Genomic DNA, 21,052 nt, shown 5'->3' with positions numbered 1-21,052 from the left:
TTTGCAGTTATCCCTTCGGGGTGGTGGGTAGCAGCTCGACGTTGCCGTCGAACTGCCAGAGCGGGTTCGGTGCGTCCCCGGCCGGGGTTCGCACCTGGAAGTAGCCGTTCACTTCCTTCGGTCCGTCGCCGTCGGCGACGAACCGCCCGTCTGCGGTGACGTCGAGCTGGTAGATGGCCGTCCCTGCGGCCTCGACGTCGGGGAGATGCCAGGAAACGACGCAGCGCCAGTCATTGCCCGGCCCCTCGGGCGCGACCTGGCCGTCGCCCTTGTTGCACGCCGCGGTGGCCCTCAACTGCGCCTCGGTGACGTCGGGTCGGTTCAGCTGCCTGGTCTGCAGGCGGTAGAGGTGGGCGAAGGCCGTGGCGACCGAGCTCTGCACTTTGTCCTGCTCGATCCCGGAGCCGGTGGCTCCGGTGGCCGTGGGCACGACTGCGGCGGTCACGGCGAACAGCCCGACGAGCGGCAGGAGGCCGGTGATGATCGCGCGGCGCCCGGAACCGTCGTGAGTGAGGTTCGTGAAGTCGCGCCGCAGGAAAAGCAGGTAGGCCAAGGCGGTCGCGGCAACGGCCCACACGAGGCTGACCACGATGCCGATCATCAGCGGCCCGAGTTGCGCCGGGCTGGTGAACAGACCGTTCCAGGCGATGAAGGCGTAACTGGGCAGGGCGAGGCGCACCGCGACCGGCACCGGCAGCATCTGGACGAGCTGCATGGCGAGGGCGACGACGATGGGCAGCAGCAGTCCCATCGGGGACCGTCCAAATGCGACGGAGCCGAGCAGTCCGATCGCGCCGAGGGCCAGGGACGGGGCGAGCACGCAGACCCATGCGAGCAGGACCTGCCCAGCGGCGTCCGCCGGCGCCAGCAGGTGGCCGTCGAGCCCGACCAGCTCCCTGTTGCCGACCGCGACGACCCCGCCGATCGCGCTGGAAGCGACCAGCCCGGCCACGAGCAGCAGGATGACGGTGAGGCTGGCCAGTGCCTTCGCGACGAAGATCCGTCGCGGCGAACGGACCGCCACCAGCAGGTGACGCCAGGTGCCGAGCCGGTCTTCAGAAGCGAAGACGTCACCGGCGATCAGCGAGGTCAGCAGCGGGAGCGCGTAGGTGCCCGCGAAACCGAGCATCACCAGCGATCCGGCCCAACCCGTGGCATTCATCCAGCGACCGAAGAGGGTGTCGACAGGCAGCGAACTCTGCTGGCTCACCGCGGCGACGAAGAGCGCAGGCGCGAGCCAGCAGGCGAGGACCAGCAGGCGCACCCGCCATTGCGAGAGCAGTTTGACCAGCTCGAAGCGGTAGCCTCGCGCCACCGAGACAGGGCGGGCGGCGGAAGCGGGGGCATCGGCGACGGTCGCGGTCATCGGCTGGACTCCTGCTGCTCGGTGAGGGCGAGGAACGCGGCTTCGAGTGGGGACACCACCGGCGCGAGCTCGCGCAACGCGATGCCCGCGTGTACAAGCCGCACCACCAGTTCGTCGAGGGCGGGCACCGACGCGCGCACCACGAGCACCTCGGTGTCGTGCCGTGTCCCGACGTCGTCGGCGACGCGGACCCCGGTTGTGTCGGCGGCCAGCCTGCGGGCGGCCTCCGGGTCGGAGGTGAGGACCCGGTAGTCGATTTCCTGGTTCTCGGCGGCGAGCTTGCTCAACGGGCCAGAGAAGACGACCCGTCCGGTGGCGACGATGGTGACCTCGGCGGACAGTGCTTCGAGGTCATCCATCCGGTGGCTGGAGAGCACGACGGAGGTTCCGTCGGCCGCGAGCCGGGTGAGGACGCCGTGCACGTGCTGCTTGCCGGCCGGGTCGAGGCCGTTGGACGGCTCGTCGAGCACCAGGAGGCGGGGCTTGGTGAGCAGGGCTGCGGCAAGCCCGAGGCGCTGACGCATGCCGAGGGAGAAGCCCCGGACCCGGTCGTCGGCGACATCGGCGAGCCCGACCTGGTCGAGCACGTCGTCGATCCCCGCCGTCCGCGCGTCGCGGCCGCGAAGCACGGCCAGCGCGGCGAGGTTCTGCTTGGCGGTGAGCGATGGGTAGAGGCCGGGCCCGTCGACGAATCCCGCTACGGCGTCGGGAGCGGCGAGCGACCGGCCGACCGGCTTACCGAGGATTTCCAGCGTGCCGCCGTCGGCGACGGCCAGACCCAGCAGCAGACCGAGCAAGGTGGTCTTGCCCGCGCCGTTCGGCCCGACCAACCCGTGAATCTGCCCCTGCGCCACATCCAGATCGATGCCGTCAAGCGCAACGACATCGCCGAAACACTTGGTGATCCCACGAGCCCGCACTGCGGGGGGTGTGTCCATTGTTCCCTTCCTTCGTCAGGCTAAGAACTTAGGGACAGCCATCAACTCGGGCAGGGACTCCGGCTGAACGTTCAGAAAACGGAGGGCAACCGGGGACCGCCAGGTCGCCGGTTGATCACACCTCGACGGACATTTGCCATTGTGAGCAGCAAAATGCCGAAAACGGAGAAAGCGCCCAATGTGGCGATCATCCGAGATCCACGACCAGGCAAGAAAAACTGCTGACCTACGTGCTGGTCAGCAGGCCCCCGCCAACATCGGGCTACCGACAGAAGCGCGCAGTGCGTCCACCGGGTCTTTGTCGTTGTGCTCGGCGCGCCACCTGGCCGTGAGTGATTTTGGGTGCCATAGCACCGAAAAACGCTCACGGACCTCGGTCCGGCCCGTAACGCTCCCCCCGACCGTTCATTGAAGGCGCGCCAGCAGACCACGACCGCACGCTGCAGGTGGCGAAACGGTCGCGGTGCGCAACGAGGTCACGCCGGGTCGAAGGCCCGCACGACTACGCGGTGCTTGCCGCCCCGAGTGAGTTCCATCGGCTCGTCGGTCGTCAGGTCGACGTCGACCACGCTGCCCACCACGCGTCGAACTTCGCCGAGGATCATCGAACGTTCGTCCGCGTCGAAACCCGGTTCGACCTCGAGACGCACCTGGATGCGCCCGGGCTCCGGCTGGACGAACTGGTAACGACGCACGTGACGGGCGTCGAAGAAGCATTTCCCGAGCGGGTGCATGGAAACGTGCCTGCCGTTGGGCAATTGCAAGCTGTCGCCATGCCGACCGACCACCCGCTCCAGGAAAGTGCCTTCCGTGCCACACGGACATGTCCCCGCGCCGAGTACGGCCCGGTCCCCGATCCGGTACCGCAGGAAAGGAAGTGTCCGGGCGTGCAGGTTCGTCACGACCACGTCGCCCTCATCACCCGGTGGGCACCGGTGGCCGGCGTCGTCGAGGACCTCGACGATCGATACGTTCTCGGCGAGGTGAAGCCGGCCGTGCGAACATTCTTGCGACATGATGCCGCCGTCGTTGCACCCGTACTGGTCGCGCAGCGGCGCCTCGAAGGCTTGCTCGATGCGCTCGCGCCAGGTCGGGAACAACAGCTCAGCCGTCGTGACGATCACCTTCGGCGCCGGCACGCGCACACCGGCTTCCAGTACGGCGTCGGCCATCGCTGCGATATGGCTCGCGTATCCGTACCAGAGCGCTCCCCGCGCGCGCCCGGCGGCAAGTGCGCGTTCCAGGCTCGTCTCCGGGTCGATGTGGCATCCCGCTGCGGAGATCACGCGTCCCTCCAGGACGGAGCGCAAGCGAGTCTTCAAACCCTCGCTCGCGGACTGCAATGAGGGCGGGGAACTCACCATTACCAGGCGCTCCCCGTAGCGGTAGCCGGCGCTTTCCCAGAAGTACAGGTTCGCTCCGTAGACGTGCACCCAAGCGCGCTTGTCGAGCGGGTACTGGAACGGGTCGCCGGTACTACCACCGGTCTTCTTGGCGATGTGCGGGATGTCTCGCCAGCCCCGGCTCAAGAAGTTGTCCATGCACGGCCGCATCATCGCCTTGTCGATCACGGGGAGCTCGGTGAGGTCCACCCCGTCCACGTCCCGCCCGGCCAGCACGTCGCGGTAGTACGGCACCTCGTCCCGAGCGTGCCGCAGGACATCTTGCAACCGGTCCCGTTGCCAAGCTCGGCGCTTTTGCTCAGGCCACGCGAAAAACTCCGGCAACCACCGGGCGGTGCTCAGATAGGGTGTCCGGAGAACGGGCTCCACAACGCCGCGTGTGACGGCAGAGACCACGCGCGGGCGCAAGGCAGCGTGCAGGCGGAGCAGAGACATCATCCGACCTCCCGGACCGTTCGATCAGCAAGTCTTGGTGACACAAGCAGAATCAGTTCTGTGGTTCTCGGACCGGGCCGATCAGGGCTCCGTGGCGCGGTAGCGCGCTACGACCCTGGTGAAGTCCCAGTCGCGCTGGGCAATCCCGCTCCCCGCGTCATGGCTCGGGTCGCCGGGACGGTCGCGGTTGACCGCCCAGAAGGTGAATCGGCCGAGGTGATGGCCGTTGGCGTAGTCCAGGAAGTTGTGGAAGTCCTCCAACCGCACGGTTTCCTCGAGCCCACCGTTCTTCGACGATATGCCGGCCTTCTGGTACGCCTCTTTCTTCGGTATTGCGAAGGTGCCGGCGATCTCCGACACGAGCCCTTCGGCGGCCGAGATCGTGTCGCGGGTCATGTCGGTGCCCCCGAAGCTGAACGGCATGATCGTGAAGACGTCGACGTTGGCGCCGAGCTCGTGCGCTCGTCGGATGAGTCGCTTGCCGAGGTCGTCCGGACCGGAGCGTTCCGTGGGAAATACCATGATCGTCTTCAGTTCGGGGTTGCGCTGCTTGAGGATCTTCAGCGCGCCGAGTTCGCGATCTTGCGCTTCAGGGGATTCGAACTCGCCCTTCTCGATGTCGATGTCGATCGCTTTGAGCTGGTAGGCATCGATGACCTTCTGGTACGCGTTCGCCAGGGCTTGCTCGTTCGGGCAGACCTCGCCCAGCTTTCGGCCCTCCTGGGCGCTGCCCCCCATGGAGACGACGACATCACCGCCCGCATCGCGGATTCTCTTGATCTGAGCGGCATCGTCGCCGTCCAGCGGCCTTTCGCCGTCCCATGCGGGGTCGCAGCCATTACCGGAGAGGATGAAAGCAAGGGTGAACGCCTTGATGCCGGTTTCCTTCATCACCGCAACCGGGTCAGGGGGGTTGCCCCACCCGAAGAACAGGTATGGCGATGAAGTCACCACGGCCGTGCTCCGGGAAACGTTCTGGCTGTGCGTTCCGCACGCGACAAATGCCCAACCGATCATGAGGGCGATGAAAAGCGCTCGCATCTTGGGCATGGCCCGATTCTCCCCTGCCGCCACCAGAGCCGCCTGCCGCGTCACCACATGGATGGTCCGATAATCGTGTACTCGTTCGGCCAGCGACAGCTGACGTCACTCGATCCGGCCGCGTTTTTCAGCTGCAGAGAAAAGGATCTTCTTCCTCCACACAGGATATGCGCACCCATTCCGCGAAGATAGCTCGCCTTTCTCCATCGTGGTCACCTTGCGCGCCCGTCGTCAGGCGCGCAGGTGACGACACTGCGTCCCACTCCCGAGGCTCGCCCCTTCGTGGATAGTCAGAACCGCGCTGACGCTGTGCGACGAATCGACGGATTATCCACTTTGGTATTGCCAAGCAAGCGGATTTCCGCATGAAGTCCAACGATGGCTCACCGGATCCCTGTTGTACCCCAACCGGTTTCTGGAGGCTTTAATGGCTCGAACGGACAGCATGCGCGTTGCAGTAGTGGGTTACGGCTACTGGGGTTCCAAGCACGTACGCGTTCTCAGCACGTTGCCCGGCGTGGAGGTGGTGGTCGTCGACCAGGATCTCGGGCGACTGGCCGAGGCCCACCGCAATTTCCCGGCGGCGGGCACGGCGTGCGCCTTGGACGAGGTCCTCCCCAGCGTGCACGCGGTGGTGGTGGCAACTCCGCCGTGCTCGCACGCACAGATCGCGCTGCGGTCCGTGCTCGCAGGAAAGCACACCCTCGTCGAAAAGCCGCTGGCGACCTCGATCGAGGACGCCTGCAGACTCGTCGATACCGCTGATGAACGTGGCGTGGTGCTCATGACCGGCCACACCTTCGAATACAACGCCGCCGTGTGGAAGCTCAAGGAGATCATCGATTCCGGCGAGCTGGGACGAGTGCTCTACATCGACACCTCGCGGCTGAACCTCGGTCTTTACCAACGGGATGTGAACGTCGTCTGGGACCTCGCACCGCACGACCTTTCGATCATCTCATTCCTGATGGACGAAACTCCGGCGTCGGTCACCACGTGGGCCCATCACCACGTCGACGGACGACACGCGGACGTGGCGCACGTGCGCCTGGAGCTGGAGAAGTCCGGGACCTACGCCTTCGTACACGTCAGCTGGCTCAATCCGCAGAAGGTCCGCCGCGTGACGGTCGTCGGTGACCAGAAGATGGCGGTCTACGACGACACTTCCGATGAGGACCGGATCCGCGTCTACGACATCGGCGTCGACTCGCACGGCCTCGACGATCCGGCGGACGCGCACGCGATGCCGATCACCTACCGATCCGGCGACATCGTCTCGCCGCACGTGGTGTTCCGCGAGCCGCTGCTCGTGCAGGACAGCCACTTCATCGACTGCGTGCGCACCGGCCGAACCCCCAACACCTCCGGTCGCAGCGGCCTGGAGATCGTCCGGGTGCTCAGCGCGTCGGACCTGGCGCAGGTCGCCGGTCGGCCGGTGCGGGTGCTGGACGTTCCGGCCCAGCGCTCCTCCGACGACGTGGAAGCCGCGCAGCTGGTCGCAGGGCCGGCGGCTTACGGAGAGGCTGTCCAATGAATGGGAACACCGGTGCGGTCCCCTTCCTGGACCTCGTGGACATCAACGCCGAACTGCAGACGGATCTGGAAGTGGCGTGGAAGGCGGTCCTCCAGCACGGCCGGTTCATCGGCGGGCCGGAAGTCGAACGGTTCGAGACGCAGTTCGCCGCGTACTGCGAGTCGCGCAGTTGCGTCGGCGTGGCCAACGGCACCGATGCCATCGAACTGATCTTGACCGGGCTGGGCATCGGAGGCGGCGACGACGTCATCGTTCCAGCGAACACCTTCGTCGCCACCGCGGAAGCGGTGCGTGCGGTCGGTGCGCGGCCGGTATTCGTCGATGTCCGCCCCGACACGCTGCTGATCGATCCCGCGGCGGCCGCCGCAGCGGTGAACCGGCGTACTGCTGCGATCATCGGGGTCCACCTGTTCGGTCAGATGGTCGATGTGCCAGCGCTGAGCTCGCTCGCTGACCGCTGCGGTATCGCGTTCATCGAGGACGCGGCACAGGCGCACGGAGCGCGCTACGGCGGACACGCCGCCGGAAGTGTCGGACGCGCCGCCGCTTTCAGCTTCTATCCCGGGAAGAACCTCGGGGCACTGGGCGACGGCGGCGCCGTCGTCACCAGCGACGTCGAGTTGGCCGACCGGGTGCGGCGCCTCGCGAACCACGGTCGAGCCGCGCACGACCGGCACCGCCATGAGCTGCCGGGCCGCAACAGCAGGCTCGACAGCATCCAGGCCGCAGCGCTGTCCCTAAAACTCCCGCGGCTGGACTCGGACAACGCGCGTCGGCGCGAACTGATGCGCCGGTACCGGGAATCGCTGCCGGCGTCCTTCCAGCCGGTAACCGTGGACCCCGCAGCCGAGCACGTGCACCACCTCGCGGTGGTGCGGACGTTGCGGCGGGAACAGGCGGGTGCGGCGCTGTCCGCGGCCGGAGTGGGTTGGGGCGTGCACTACCCGGTTCCTTGCCACCGGCAACCGGCTTTCGCCGGATGCGACGAACGGATTCCCGTCGCCGAGGAGGCGGCCACGCAGATCTTGTCCCTGCCCATCTCCCCGACGCTCGACGACGGCGCCGTCGTTCGGGTTTGCGATGCATTGCGAGGTGTCTGACCTTGACCGAAACCCAGCACTCCAACGGCGAGCCGGTCAACGCTGCGCGCTTGGACGCCGCAGCGGTGACAACCCGTGCCGCGCCCATCGGTCCGCTCCTCGGCGCTCAGGAAGACCTGCCGACCCCGCCGCCCGCGCCGGAAAACCGGGCGTGGTCCGCACTGCTGGCCAACAAGCGGCGACTGCTTGGCGTGTCCCTGCTGATCGTGCTGATCGGCGCTGGCACCGCATTCACCGGGGCACTGGTGTGGCCGCCGGTGTACGCGGCGCGCGCGCAGATCCTCTTCGAGATCAGCGAAGAGAAGTCGACCGGTTTCCTGCGCGAGGACCGGAGTCTGACGACCCAACTGGTGCTGCTGCGCAGCAGGCAGGTGCTCGGTCCGGTGGCCGCCCAGGAGCAGCTTCCGGTGGAGGACCTGGAGAAGACGGTGACCATGTCGCTGCTGGACAGCAGCGAGGTCCTGCAGGTCGAGTCCAGGGCCGGCACCCCCGACGTCGCGCTGCGCCGGGCCCGGGAGATCGTCGACCGCTACCGGGACATCGCGCGGACCAACAGCGAGTCCGGAGTGGACGGTTATGTGCGCGGGCAGCTCGCCGATGTCCGGACGAATCTCGTCGAGGCAAGCGCACAGGTCTCGCGAGCGCGCGCAGAACCCGGCTCGCCCTCGCTGGCCTCCGCCGAGGCTCTGGTGCAAAGCCTGCAGCAACGCGAGCAGCAGTTGCAGTCGCAGCTCGACCAGCTCAGCATGACCGAACTCGCGCGCTCCGAACCCAAGGTCGTGGTGCCGGCCTACTCGGTGACCGACCCCGTCAGCCCCCGCCCCATGTTCGCCACGGCAGCCGGAGCGCTCACCGGACTCCTGGTCGCAGCCGTCACCGCTGTGCTCCTGGTCCGCCGGTGGAGCAACCGGTGAGTGCCCGCGCCGCGCTGCGCGCCGACCTGTCCCGGCCAGCCGTCAGGAGAACGGTGCGGCGTTCTGCCGTCGTCTCCGGCGGAATCCTCATCAGCCGGCTGACCGGGCTGATCCGGGTCGTCGTGGTTGGCGCGGTGCTCGGCCCGACCTACTTCGCGAACGCGTTCATCGCCACGAACATGGTTCCCAACCTGATCTACAGCGTGATCGCGGGGCCCGCGCTCGCTCTGGTGATCGTCCCAACCGTGGTGCAGGTGCTCGCGCGCGGCGGACCAGACGTGGCAACCAGGCTGCTCGGCCGGGTCAGCGGATTCCTGCTGATCGCCTCGGCGGTGCTGGCCGGACTCGTGGTGCTCGCCGCGCCGGTGCTCGGGTGGTGCCTGAACTTCGCCATCCCGCAACCCACGCTCCGGGAGCAGGCCGAGCAGACGACGACAATGCTCGTCCTGCTGGTCGCGCCCCAGGTCATGCTTTACACGGCGGCAGCGCTGGGAGCCGCTGCTCAGCAGGCCCGCGAACGCTTCGCGATGGCGGCCGTGGCTCCCGCAGCGGAGAACGTGGTGCTCGTCGCCGCCGTAGTCGTGGTGGGCTTGCACTGGGGCCCGGGGCTCGATGTCGCGGAGGTTTCGGCTGGTCCGTTGGTCGTTCTCGGGCTGGGCAGCACCCTCGCCGTGGCGGTGCACGCTTGCCTCCAGTTGTTCGGGGCGTCCCGGGCGGGGCTGCCGGTGCGTCCGTCGTTGCAGTGGCGATCGGACCCGGAGGTGGCGTCCGTCCTGCGACGGCTGCGCCGTTCGATCAGCCTGCCCCTCACACGGTCGGTCGCGCTGTACGTGCTCTTGGCCGTCGCGTCGACAGTGCCTGGTGGAGTCATCGTGGTGCAGAGCGCGTACACGGTTATGCAGGTGCCGACCGCGTTGGGGGCACGGGCAGTGTCGACCGTCGTGCTGCCCGGGATGTCAGCCGCAGTTGCACGTGCGGACCACAGCGGTTTCGCCGCGTCGTGGCGACAAGCGCTGACGCTCGCGTCGATCACCAGCCTGCCGCCGTTGCTCCTGCTCACCGTGCTCGCCCACCCGGTGGCGAGCATGCTGGCGAACGGGCAGTTGCACTCGGACAAGCTGATCGACCAGCTCGCGGCCTGCCTCGCGGTGATCGCAGTCGCCCAGTTCGCGGCGAGCGTGCACATGGTCGGCCTCGATGCGCTGTTCGCGCGGCTGAACACCCGCTGCCCGCGGCTGGCCAGCTACGCACTGCTGGCCGCGTCGCTCACCGTCACCGTCACGTCGCTGCTCGTGCCGGACGACCAATCCCGCTTGGTGGTGCTGTGCGCGGGCCTGCTGGCGGGTGAGTTGGCCGGAGCGGTGACCGTGCTCTTCGGTCTGCGAGCCGCGTTGCGACCCGAACGCTGGATCGACCGCGCGCAAATCGCGCGGGCCTTCCTCGCCTGCATCTCGATGGTGCCGATCGTCGCTTTCGGCCGCTGGTTTCTGAGCATCGGCGAGACCAGCCGGGCTGGGTACGTGATCATCCTCGGCGCGTGCGGACTGGCGGCCATCGCCGTCTACGCCGGGGCGGTGCGCATCAGCTGGATCGGACGGTGCCCGTGAGCGTTTTGCTGCCCCGACGCGACGAGATCTCCGGCCGGATTCCGGACCGTGCGGAAAGGCTGCTGATAACCCAGGCGGCCTTGTGTGCATCGCTGGCGGGACTGTCCATCGCCGTGGCCGGGCCGCTGGTCGCCGGATCACTGGTGGCTGCGGGGCTTTTCGCCGCGGCCGCGTACCGACCCGCGTTCGCGACCTACGCCTACCTGCTGGCCTTGCCGTTTCTCGCGGGTATCGACCGGGGCACGCTGATCCCGGGAGCACGACCGAACGAGGCGTTGTTCGCCGTGCTGGTGGCCGGGGCGTGCGTCGGTGGCTGGCTGCGGCTGCTACGTGGTGACCCGATCCCGCTGCGCCCGCGGCCGCTGGACGTTGCGCTGGCCGGTTTCGTGGTGTTCAGCACGGTTTGGCCGATCGCGTCGATGATGTTGCGGGGCAACGAACCTCACGGCTCCGATCTAGTGGCGCTGCTGCCGGTGTGCAAACTCGCGGCGCTGTTCCTGCTCGTCCGGTTGACCGTGCACACCGAACAACAGCGGCTTCGCTGCATCCGCCTGGTGGTCTGGCCGACCGCCGGGTTGTCGATAGTGGCGATCCTGCAGACGCTGGGTGTCGAACCCGTGCTGACGTTGCTGAGCGCGTTCTGGAATGCGAGCGCGAACGATGCCAGCGACCGCGGCACGGCGACGCTGGGCTCCTCGATCGCGACCGGCGACTACATCATGGTCGGGTTGGCACTCCTGCTGTACTGCGGCACTCGCGGAATCCTCGGCAAGCGGGAACGGATCGGGCTCGGCGTGCTGCTCGGTGCCGGTGTCCTCGCAAGCGGGCAGTTCTCGACCTGGATCTCCGCACTCGTGGGCGGGGTGCTGATCCTGCGCCGTTACCCCCAGGCCCGGCGTCAAGTGGCCAGGTTCCTGCCGATCGTGGGGATCGCCGCACTCGTCGGCGCGCCCGCGTTCCTGGGCCGCATGGCGGACTTCGCGCAGGGCTACGCCGTGCCCCGCAGTTGGCTCGGCCGGTGGGACAACCTCACCACCTTCTACCTGCCGCAGTTGGCGGAAGGACGTTTCGTCCTCGGGATCTCGCCGGACTCGGTGCTCACTGCCCCGGAGACCTGGCGAGACGTGATTTACCTCGAATCCGGTTACCTGCAGTTCCTCTGGGTCGGCGGGATTCCGCTGCTGCTCGCGTTCGCCTGGCTGTCGGTTGCGGTGCTGCGCGAGGCCCGCCGGCTGGCCTCGCGTCCGGGCTCGGTAGGGGCGTGCGCGGCGGCGCTGGAGATCGCGTGGTGGATGGTCCTGGTTCTGTCGCTGATCGACATCCACCTGGTGGTCCGCGGGTTCGGCGATCTGCTGTTCGTTCTGCTGGCGATCATGTCTGGGAGGCTTGGTGATGACGAGCACAGCGCTCAAGATCCTGCTCTCGATCGGTCTCGCGCAGCCTAGGAGACCAACGCGGGCGGTGCGGGCGGAGTGCCCACCGGAACCGTTGACGCCGGGCGGTCGGCGACCTCGGTGGGAGCGGTCCGTGATGCGCGGGATCGACGTGGTCGGTGCAGCCGTCGGGTTGGCCTTGCTTGCGCCGCCGATGCTCATCATCGCCGGGATCATCCGCCTCACCGGCCGAGGCCCGGCGCTGTTCCGGCAACGCCGGGTCGGTCAGGGCGGAAAGCCGTTCACGCTCTACAAGTTCCGCACCATGCGACTGGGGTGCAGCGAGGAACCGCTGCGCGAAATGATCGCACGCGAGTTGCGCGGCGAGGACACCTCCGCCGACGGCAGTTTCAAGCTGGACCGCGATCCGCGCATCACCGCGGTCGGTTCTTGGCTGCGGCGTACCAGCCTCGACGAATTGCCACAGCTGCTCAATGTGCTGCGCGGCGACATGGCGCTGGTGGGCCCACGTCCGTGCCTCGAGTGGGAGGCCGCGATGTTCCCGCCGGAGTTCGCCGACCGGAGTGCGGTGAAACCCGGGCTGACCGGGCTGTGGCAGGTCAGCGGCCGCAGCACCATGGCCACCTTGGACATGCTCCGGTTGGACCTGGTCTACGTGCGGTCCCGCAGCTTGCGGACCGACCTCGGCATCCTGGCCCGCACCCTGCCGTCGATGCTGCGCGGGGACGGTGCCCGATGACGACACTCTTCGTGGCAACCACGGGCGGTCACCTTGCCCAGCTGCACAGCCTGTCCGAGCGGATTCCCGCGGACGGCCCGGCGGTGTGGGTGACCAGCCGCAACGAGCAGAGCACGTCGATGCTGGCGGAGCGGGACGTCGTTTACGTTCCGCCGGTCGGAGGCCGCAGCGTGCCGGGAGTGCTGCGGTGCCTGCCGATCGCACACCGGCTGTGGCGTGACCGGGGGATCACCCGGGCCATCTCCACCGGTTCCGGCATCGCACTCGGTTTCCTGCCCTACCTGGCCGCACGCGGCGTCGAGTGCCACTACATTGAAAGCGCCGCGCGGGTGAACAGCCCGTCATTGACCGGCAGACTCCTCCGCTGGGTTCCCCGGGTCCGGGTCTACACCCAGTACCCGCACGCTGCCGGCCACGGCTGGCGCCACGGCGGCAGCCAGTTCGACGGCTACCGGGCGACGGCCGCAGGCCGCCCGCTGGGAGACCGGTTGCGCGTGGTGGTCACGGTCGGCGCATCGGCGTACCCATTCCGCCGGATGATCGAATCGCTGGTGCCGCTGCTCGAGCCGGACGGTGCGCTGCACCGCGCGACCGGCCTGCCGGTCGAGGTGCTTTGGCAGACCGGTCCGGCGGCGGTGGACGACCTGCCGATCCAGACCAAGCCGTACCTGCCAATCACCCAGCTCGCGGAGGCGCTTTCGTCGGCCGACGTGGTGATCAGCCACTCCGGTACCGGATCCGTGCTGCTGGCCTTCGATGCGGGGAAGGCGCCGGTGGTGGTCACCCGGCAACGCCGGTTCGGCGAGGCCATCGACGACCACCAGCGACAGCTCGCGACCGAACTCGGCCGCCGCGGCCTGGTTCTGCACCGGGAACTCGGCGAAATCACCGTCGATGACCTGCTAGTAGCTCGGTCCACGGCGGTGGGAACGCTGCGGGAGCCACCGCCGTTCCAGCTCTCCCGAACGCCTGCGAAGGCGGCCCTGATGCGCAGCACCACACCCGAGATCGTCACCGTCGACCCGCGGAAAGACTCACGATGGGCCGAACTCTCCGCTGGTCCGCAGGGCAGCGTATTCACGTCCCAGCCGTGGCTGGAGGCGGTGTGCCAGACGTACGGTTTCACCCCTGAAGCTCGCATCGCGGTTGACGCATCGGGAGCGGTGGCCGGCGGCTTTGCCTGGGTCCGCGTGCGGGACATCCGCGGAGAACGACTGTGCAGCCTCCCGTTCTCCGACTGGGCGGACCCGTTCGCCCCCACCGAGACAGTCTGGCACCAGCTCACCAACGGGGTCGTCGACCAGGGCATCCCAATTGCGTTGCGGTGTTTGCGTTCCGAAGCCCCAGTGCGGGATCCGCGGTTGCGCGAAGCCGGTCGGCTCGCCTGGCACGCGACACGGTTGGACGCTCCCCTGCCCGAACTCCATCAACGGATCTCCGCCACCGCCCGCCGCAACATATCCGCAGCCGAGCGCAACGGCGTCCGGATCAGCGCCGACACCGGGGTGGAAGCGCTGCGGAACTTTCACCGGATGCAGGTCCGGCTGCGCAAGCACAAGTACCGAATGCTGGCCCAGCCGATGGAGTTCTTCGAGAACATCTGGGAGCAGTTCCATTCCGGCGATTCGGTCGTGACCATGACAGCGCACGTGGGCGACGAACCCGTCGCCGCTGCGGTGTTCCTGCAGTGGAACGGCGTGCTGCACTTCAAGTTCGGTTCGTCATTGCAGGACCGGCTGCGACTGCGCCCCAACGATGCGATCTACTGGGCCGCGATCCGCTGGGCCGTGGAGCGCGGGCTGCGGCTGGTCGACTGGGGTGTTAGCGACCTCGACCAACCAGGGCTGCTGCACTTCAAGCGGAAGTACGCCGACGACGAGAAACAGGTCGTGGCCTTGCGCTCGCCAGGCGAGTCGTCGACTACGCGGTCCGAAGTGGACGATCTGCTCGGCGGCATCACCGGTTTGCTCACCGACGAATCCATCTCCGATGACATCACCGGGAAAGCCGGTTCCCTGCTCTACCGGTACTTCTGCTAGGAGCCCTCATGCAGCGAGATGACCGAACAACCCTGAACACGAAGCGTGCCGTTGCATTTCCGCGAGCGGACGGATGCAGGAAAGGCCCGGAAGAAGTGACCGGAATGCCCGGTGCACGAGTTGTCATCGTGGGCCAGGGCTACGTTGGCCTTCCCGTCGCCATGCGCGCCTGCGAGGCGGGATTCGACGTCGTCGGTCTTGACGTCGACAAGGACCGCATCGATCTGCTCCAGAGGGGCAAGTCCTTCATCGACGACGTGGACGACGAGCGACTCGCCGCCGCGCTGGCGACGGGCCGGTACCTACCGACCACCGAGCACGCAGAACTGCGCGGTTTCGACTTCGCTTCGGTGTGCGTTCCTACGCCACTGCACGACGGCGCACCGGACCTGCGTTACATAGAAGAGGCCGCCCGTGCGTTGTCCACGCACATCACGCCCGGCTGCTGCGTGGTGCTCGAGTCCACGACCTACCCCGGGACCACGGAGGAAATCTTCGTGCCGATCCTGGAGACCGGCTCAGGACTGCGCGCTGGAAACGACTTTCACGTTGGTTACAGCCCGGAACGCATCGACCCGAGCAACCCGACCTGGAAGTTCCACAACACGCCCAAGATCGTGTCCGGTGTGGACGCGGAATCGCTGCGCGTCGTCCGCGACTTCTACGACCAGCTGGTGGAGGTGACCGTTCCGGTGCCCGGAACTAGGGAGGCGGAGCTGGCAAAACTTCTGGAGAACACCTTCCGGCACGTCAACATCGCGTTGGTCAACGAACTCGCGGTGTTCGCACACGGACTCGGGGTGGACGTGTGGTCGGTCCTCGATGCGGCGGCCAGCAAACCGTTCGGGTTCATGCGCTTCTCGCCCGGTCCCGGGGTCGGCGGGCACTGTCTGCCGATCGACGCCTCCTACCTGTCCTGGCAGGTGCGGCGTTCCCTGGGACAGGAGTTCCGATTGGTCGACGTCGCCAACGATGTCAACAAGCACATGCCGGACCATGTCGTCGCACGCGCCACGGAGCACCTGAACCGGCGACGCAAATCCGTGAACAGCAGCAACGTCCTGCTGATCGGGATGACCTACAAGGCGAACTCCGGCGACGCGCGCAACTCCCCGTCGATGGCCGTGGCCGAGCGCCTCGACCGGCTCGGTGCCGAGCTTCGCGCGGTCGACCCCCTCATCGACCCGGACGAAGTTCCGCCACACGTGCGACTGGTGGGGTTCGATGCCGACCAGATCTCCCAGTCCGACCTGATCATCGTGCTAACCGACCACGACATGCTCGACTGGGCGCTGCTGGAGCGCTACGCCGACCGCGTGCTGGACACCCGCAACCGGCTCCGCTCTCCGCAGGTGGAACGGTTTTGACCAACTCCGCGGCACGAACGGAGACCCCACATCCAACGCAGAAGCGGAGGTGCGCACCCGAGGTGCGTTTCCGCTTTCGCCTCGCGACGTGGTTAGCCGTTGACCTTGGACCGGAGGCCGTCCAGCACCAATTCGAGTCCCCGCTCGAAGTCGGCCGGTCCCCCGGGCGCCCGATCGATCGCGCCGGCGCTCGCAGCTTGCAGCGCCATCTGCTCCTCCACGGTGTGGCCGAAGACGAGGTGCAGGAGGGCGCGGGTGCCGACGTCGACGAGGTCGTCGGGCAGGCCGCCGTCCCGCAGTGCTTCCTGCAACTGGCTGGCGGGCTCGCCGGCGCCGAGGCCGAAGGTGTATGCCGTGACGACCACCTCGGCACCGTCCCGGTAGGCGAGCATCGCGTCCCGGAGCTCGGCGCAGACCTCGACCACGCGCCGGTCCCATTTCCGGGCCCGCCGAGGTCGCCGGCCCCGGGTCAGGATTTCGTCGGCGACCGCCGCCAGCAGCGTCTGCTTGTTCGGCACGTGGTGGTAGAGCGCGCTCGGTTGCACACCGAGCTCGGCGGCCAGTCGGCGCATCGTCAGCGACTCCAGCCCGTACTCGTCGAGGACCGCGATCGCGCGGTCCACGACGTCGCCCCGGTGGTAGCGCACGCGGATCCCTCCCGTTGACCCATCTACCCGCCCAGTCTAGCCTGAACAGCGTTCAGGTGAACACTGTTCAGGTTGCTTCACCAGCCGACACCGGAGAAACAACGATGAGCGCCACCTTCCAGCACCTCGCCGATGCGATCCTCGCCGGAAACCCGGCCACACCAGAAGACGCCCGCTCGGTGCTGCGCGCCGACGACGCCGAGCTGATGTCCGTCGTAGCCGCCGCCGGCCGGCTGCGCCGCGCGCACTTCGGCAACACGGTGAAGGTCAACTACCTGGTGAACCTCAAGTCGGGCCTGTGCCCGGAGAACTGCAACTACTGTTCGCAGGCGCTCGGCTCCAACGCCCCCATCCTCAAGTACTCGTGGCTGTCCAAGGACGAGACCCTCAAGCAGGCCGGTGCCGGGCTCAAGGGCGGCGCCAGCCGGGTGTGCCTGGTCTCTTCCGGCCGCGGACCGTCCACTCGGGACATCGACAAGGTCTCCGAGATGGTCGTGGCGCTGAAGGAGGAGTACCCAGGCGTCGAGGTCTGCGCCTGCCTGGGCCTGCTCCAGAACGGCCAGGCCGAGCGCCTCAAGGACGCCGGTGTGGACGCCTACAACCACAACATCAACACCGCCGAGAGCAACCACGCCAACATCGTCCAGACCCACACCTACGCCGACCGGGTGAACACCGTGGAGAAGGCGAAAGGTGCGGGGATCTCCCCCTGCTCCGGCCTGATCGCCGGCCTGGGTGAAACCGACGATCAGCTGGTCGAGGCGCTGTTCGCGCTCAGGGAACTGGGCTCCGACTCGATCCCGGTCAACTTCCTGATGCCGTTCGACGGCACCCCGTTCGAGAACACCTGGGAGCTCTCCCCCACTCGCTGCGTGAAGATCCTGGCGACGGCGCGCTTCGTCTGCCCGGACAAGGAGATCCGGATCGCCGGCGGCCGCGAGATGCACCTGCGTTCGCTGCAGTCGATCGCGCTGCAGGTCGCCAACTCGATCTTCCTCGGCGACTACCTCACCTCGGAGGGCCAGGACGCCAAGGCGGACCTCGAGATGATCCGGGACAACGGCTTCGTCGTCCTGGGCTCCGAAGAGGACCTCGCCCAGCAGGCCAAAAGGACCGATCGGGTGGAGCCGATCGATCCAGCCATCCGTCGCCGCGGCGCGGGCACCGACGTCCTCCCCAACGCCTGACATGACCCCGGAAGCACTACTCGCCTTCGACCGCGAGCACCTGTGGCACCCGTACACATCGATGACCGACCCGACGCCGACCCGTCTGGTCACCGGCGCCGCGGGCAGCCGGATCACCCTCGACGGCGTCGGCGAGGTCGTCGACGGGATGGCGTCGTGGTGGTCGGCCATCCACGGCTACCGGCACCCCGTGCTCGACGAGGCGGTGCGCCGCCAGCTCGACCAGATGTCGCACGTGATGTTCGGCGGGCTCACCCATGAGCCTGCGGTTGAGCTGGCCCGGCGCCTGATCGACCTCACGCCCGCCGGTCTCGACCGCGTCTTCCTAGCCGACTCCGGGTCGGTGAGCGTCGAGGTGGCGATGAAGATGGCGCTGCAGTACCAGCGCGGTGTCGGCCGGCCGGAGCGGACCCGGTTCCTCACCGTCCGCGGCGGCTACCACGGCGACACCTTCGACTGCATGAGCGTGTGCGACCCCGACGGCGGGATGCACGCGATGTGGTCCGGCGTGCTGCCGGAGCAGGTGTTCGGCGAACGTCCACCCCGACTCGACAGCGACGTCGACAGCTGGGCCGCGGGCTTGCGGTCGCTCGCGGCAGAACACGAAGACCGGCTCGCCGGGCTGATCGTGGAACCGCTCCTGCAGGGCGCCGGCGGCATGCACCCCTACCCCGCGGACTGCCTGACGGTCTTCCGCGAGATCGCCGACGAGCACGGGCTGGTACTGGTCTTCGACGAGATCGCCACCGGATTCGGCCGCACTGGCACACTTTTCGCCGCCGAGGCCGCTGGCGTGACGCCGGACGTGTTGTGCGTCGGCAAGGCGCTCACCGGCGGCTACCTGTCGCTGGCCGCCGCAGTTTGCACGGCGGAGGTCGCCCGTGGCCTGTCCGCCAGCGATTCCGGCGTTCTCATGCACGGCCCCACCTTCATGGGAAACCCGCTGGCCTGCGCGGTCGCCTCGGCCAGCCTTGACCTGCTGGCCAGCGGCGGCTGGGCGCGAGACGTGCGACGGATCAACACCGGGTTGCAGGCGCTGCACACGATCGACGCCGTCGAGGTGCGCACCCTCGGCGCAGTCGGCGTGGTCCAGCTCGACCACGCGGTAGACGTGGTCAAGGCGACCGAAGCCGCGCTGGCACAAGGCGTGTGGCTGCGTCCGTTCCGCGACCTGATCTACACCATGCCGCCCTACGTGTGCACCGACGATGACATCGCCGCCATCTGCGCCGGGATCGCGGCCGCTGCGGAGGTCGGATGAACACCTGGGCGGAGTGGTTCGCCGAACAGCGGGTCGTACGCGAGGACTCCGGCTTGCAGCGCACGCTGCGGCCGCGTGCGGCCGACGACGACGTCATCGACCTCGCCAACAACGACTACCTGGGGTTGAGCTGCCACCCCGAGGTACGACGAGCGGCCGCCGACGCCGCCCTCACCTGGGGCGCCGGGGCGGGTGCCTCCCGGCTGGTGACCGGCACCACTACCCTGCACGCCGGCCTGGAGCGCGAACTCGCCGAGTTCACCGGCCGCGAGGCGGCGCTGGTCTTCTCGACCGGATACCACGCCAACCTGTCCGCAGTGACCGTGCTCGCGGACAAGCAGTCACTGATCGTCTCCGACGCGCACGTGCACGCCTCGCTGATCGACGCCGCGCGGCTGTCTCGCGCGGCGATCGAGGTGGTCCCGCACAACGACGTTGCCGCAGTCCGGGCCGCGTTGGCCGGGGCCGGCGGCAGGCGAGCGATCGTGCTGACCGAGTCGATCTTCTCCGTGCTCGGCGACGCCGCCCCGCTCGCGGACTTGGCCTCGGCCTGCGCCGACCACGACGCGCTCCTCATCGTCGACGAGGCGCACGGGCTCGGCGTAGTCGGTGACGGCGGCCGAGGACTGGTGCACGCCCACGGCATGGCCGACCACCCGAACGTGGTGATGACCGCGACGCTGTCGAAATCGCTCGGCGCGATGGGTGGTGCGGTGCTCGGCTCCGCTGCGCTGATCGACCACCTCACCAACCGGGCCCGCCCGTTCATCTTCGACACCGGACTGGCACCGGCTCCCACCGCCGGCGCGCTGACCTCCCTCCGCCGGCTGCGCCAGCAACCGGATTTTCCGTCGCTGATCCACGAGCGTGGTGGTGAGCTGGCCGACCGACTCGGCGTGCAGCGGTCGGCGGGCGCTGTGCTCTCGGTGCCGATGCGGTCCCCGCAGCTCGCCGTCGCCGCGCAGGCCGCAGCCCTCTCGGCCGGGGTCCGGGTGGGGTGCTTCCGGCCGCCGTCGGTGCCGGACGGGATCTCCCGGCTCCGGATCACCACCCACGTCGGCCTCGACGACAAGCGCTGGGCACACGCGGTGGACGTGCTGACCCGCGTCATCGACGACCACGGACGGCAACCATGATCATCATCGTCACCGGCACCGACACCGGTGTCGGCAAGACCGTGGCCACCGCAGCGCTCGCGGCCCGCTCCGGACCGGGAACAATCGTCGTGAAGCCCGTGCAGACCGGCATCGGCACCGAAGAACCCGACATCTCCGTCGTGGCGCGCCTGACCGGCTGCGAGGTCGCCGAGTTCACCCGGCTCGAAGACCCGCTCGCGCCGGACACGGCCGCCCGACTGCGCGGCATCGGGATCCCACCGATCAGCGAACACACCGCCCGCGTTCGCGAACTCGCCCGGACCCACGACCTCGTGATCGTCGAGGGTGCCGGCGGCATCCTGGTCCGCCTCGACGCCGACGGAGGCACCCTGCCGGACCTCGCCGTCGAACTCGCCCGGGATCACCCGGTGCAGGTGTACGTCGTGACCCGCGTCGGACTCGGAACCCTCAACCACACCGAGCTCACCGTGAACACCCTGCGTTCACGAGGCCTGGAGCCGGCGGGACTGGTGCTCGGCGCGGTGCCGAAAGAGCTCGGCCTGGCCGAGGAGTGCAACCTCGCCGAGCTACCCCGCGTCACCGGAGTGCCGATCGTGGCCGCCCTCCCGGACGGCGTCGGCGGTCTCGATCCGGAGCACTTCCAGACGCAGGTCGACTCCTTCTTCGTGCGCCACAACACGCCCAAACCAGCCAAGTGCAGCCAGCGATGCTGTGCCCGCGAGATCGACGGAAACACCAACGCACGGAGCTGCTCCGTGGCCAGAACATGATGTACAGCAACCAGTTCCAGCACCAGACGATCCCGAGGCGTCAGCTTGGCCCACGGCGCCCCGTCTGGCTCTCCGGCCGCCGCTGTGCGGGTGCGCACCCGCACAGCAGACGTGAAATAAGGCTGATTGTGACCAATCAGTCAGAGTCTGGTGCGGCGGTCCTTGTCCCCCGCCCTGACCTGCGGATCGTAC

Annotated in this window: 17 protein-coding genes; 12 read left to right on the top strand and 5 right to left on the bottom strand. The window is 68.1% G+C overall.

Annotated features, from left to right (window positions below; all coding sequences use genetic code 11):
- Positions 1–7 precede the first annotated feature (7 nt).
- From FDZ84_RS27000 to FDZ84_RS26985, 4 genes are all read right to left on the bottom strand, one after another.
- Complete coding sequence (locus FDZ84_RS27000) at positions 8–1,366, bottom strand: ABC transporter permease (RefSeq protein ID WP_168588162.1); 1,359 nt, start codon at positions 1,364–1,366, stop codon at positions 8–10.
- The gene (locus tag FDZ84_RS26995) at positions 1,363–2,304 is read right to left on the bottom strand and encodes an ABC transporter ATP-binding protein (protein WP_168588161.1); all 942 of its coding nucleotides are present in this window, start codon (positions 2,302–2,304) and stop codon (positions 1,363–1,365) included. The genes FDZ84_RS27000 and FDZ84_RS26995 overlap by 4 nt, the downstream gene beginning before the upstream one ends.
- Before the next feature lie 476 nt (positions 2,305–2,780).
- The gene (locus tag FDZ84_RS26990; RefSeq protein WP_168588160.1) at positions 2,781–3,974 is read right to left on the bottom strand and encodes a phenylacetate--CoA ligase family protein; all 1,194 of its coding nucleotides are present in this window, start codon (positions 3,972–3,974) and stop codon (positions 2,781–2,783) included.
- A 249-nt stretch (positions 3,975–4,223) separates the two neighbouring features.
- Positions 4,224–5,192, bottom strand: coding sequence for a chitinase (locus tag FDZ84_RS26985; protein WP_371812920.1), 969 nt, complete (start codon positions 5,190–5,192; stop codon positions 4,224–4,226).
- Positions 5,193–5,610: 418 nt separating this feature from the next.
- Here FDZ84_RS26985 and FDZ84_RS26980 point away from each other — a divergent pair, with 418 nt between their 5' ends.
- From FDZ84_RS26980 to FDZ84_RS26945, 8 genes are all read left to right on the top strand, one after another.
- Positions 5,611–6,717 (top strand): Gfo/Idh/MocA family protein, encoded by a 1,107-nt coding sequence (locus FDZ84_RS26980; RefSeq protein ID WP_246868455.1) that lies wholly within the window; start codon positions 5,611–5,613, stop codon positions 6,715–6,717.
- Positions 6,714–7,817, top strand: a complete 1,104-nt coding sequence (locus tag FDZ84_RS26975) for a DegT/DnrJ/EryC1/StrS aminotransferase family protein (RefSeq protein ID WP_168588158.1) — start codon at positions 6,714–6,716, stop codon at positions 7,815–7,817. The genes FDZ84_RS26980 and FDZ84_RS26975 overlap by 4 nt, the downstream gene beginning before the upstream one ends.
- A gap of 2 nt (positions 7,818–7,819) precedes the next feature.
- Positions 7,820–8,731, top strand: a complete 912-nt coding sequence (locus FDZ84_RS26970) for a hypothetical protein (protein WP_168588157.1) — start codon at positions 7,820–7,822, stop codon at positions 8,729–8,731.
- A complete protein-coding gene (gene murJ, locus FDZ84_RS26965) occupies positions 8,728–10,338 on the top strand; it encodes a murein biosynthesis integral membrane protein MurJ (RefSeq protein WP_168588156.1) in 1,611 nt (536 codons plus the stop codon). Before FDZ84_RS26970 ends, murJ begins: the two co-directional genes overlap by 4 nt.
- Positions 10,329–11,783: a hypothetical protein gene (locus FDZ84_RS26960; RefSeq protein WP_246868454.1), complete on the top strand. Its 1,455-nt coding sequence runs from the start codon at positions 10,329–10,331 to the stop codon at positions 11,781–11,783. Before murJ ends, FDZ84_RS26960 begins: the two co-directional genes overlap by 10 nt.
- The gene (locus FDZ84_RS26955) at positions 11,731–12,471 is read left to right on the top strand and encodes a sugar transferase (protein ID WP_246868453.1); all 741 of its coding nucleotides are present in this window, start codon (positions 11,731–11,733) and stop codon (positions 12,469–12,471) included. Before FDZ84_RS26960 ends, FDZ84_RS26955 begins: the two co-directional genes overlap by 53 nt.
- Positions 12,468–14,510, top strand: a complete 2,043-nt coding sequence (locus FDZ84_RS26950) for a GNAT family N-acetyltransferase (RefSeq protein WP_168588155.1) — start codon at positions 12,468–12,470, stop codon at positions 14,508–14,510. The genes FDZ84_RS26955 and FDZ84_RS26950 overlap by 4 nt, the downstream gene beginning before the upstream one ends.
- Before the next feature lie 104 nt (positions 14,511–14,614).
- On the top strand, positions 14,615–15,877 hold the full coding sequence (locus FDZ84_RS26945; protein ID WP_168588154.1) for a nucleotide sugar dehydrogenase: 1,263 nt from the start codon (positions 14,615–14,617) through the stop codon (positions 15,875–15,877).
- A 92-nt stretch (positions 15,878–15,969) separates the two neighbouring features.
- Here the strand turns inward: FDZ84_RS26945 and FDZ84_RS26940 are convergent, their stop codons facing one another.
- Positions 15,970–16,524 (bottom strand): TetR/AcrR family transcriptional regulator C-terminal domain-containing protein, encoded by a 555-nt coding sequence (locus FDZ84_RS26940; RefSeq protein ID WP_168588153.1) that lies wholly within the window; start codon positions 16,522–16,524, stop codon positions 15,970–15,972.
- Positions 16,525–16,628: 104 nt separating this feature from the next.
- Here FDZ84_RS26940 and bioB point away from each other — a divergent pair, with 104 nt between their 5' ends.
- From bioB to bioD, 4 genes are read left to right on the top strand one after another with little or no spacing between them, the layout of a single operon-like run.
- A complete protein-coding gene (gene bioB / locus FDZ84_RS26935) occupies positions 16,629–17,711 on the top strand; it encodes a biotin synthase BioB (protein WP_168588152.1) in 1,083 nt (360 codons plus the stop codon).
- 1 nt (position 17,712) lies between these two features.
- Positions 17,713–18,972 carry an adenosylmethionine--8-amino-7-oxononanoate transaminase gene (locus tag FDZ84_RS26930; protein WP_168588151.1) on the top strand — a complete coding sequence of 420 codons (1,260 nt, stop codon included), beginning with the start codon at positions 17,713–17,715 and terminating at the stop codon, positions 18,970–18,972.
- A complete protein-coding gene (locus tag FDZ84_RS26925) occupies positions 18,969–20,108 on the top strand; it encodes an 8-amino-7-oxononanoate synthase (RefSeq protein ID WP_168588150.1) in 1,140 nt (379 codons plus the stop codon). The genes FDZ84_RS26930 and FDZ84_RS26925 overlap by 4 nt, the downstream gene beginning before the upstream one ends.
- Positions 20,105–20,860, top strand: a complete 756-nt coding sequence (gene bioD, locus FDZ84_RS26920) for a dethiobiotin synthase (protein WP_168588149.1) — start codon at positions 20,105–20,107, stop codon at positions 20,858–20,860. The genes FDZ84_RS26925 and bioD overlap by 4 nt, the downstream gene beginning before the upstream one ends.
- The last annotated feature ends 192 nt before the right edge of the window (positions 20,861–21,052 follow it).

The organism is Saccharopolyspora sp. ASAGF58, assembly GCF_012277335.1.
GTDB classification, from domain to species: Bacteria; Actinomycetota; Actinomycetes; order Mycobacteriales; family Pseudonocardiaceae; genus Saccharopolyspora; species Saccharopolyspora hattusasensis.
The sequence above is the reverse complement of the archived record's forward strand: the minus strand, read 5'-3'. Positions and strand labels throughout refer to the sequence as shown.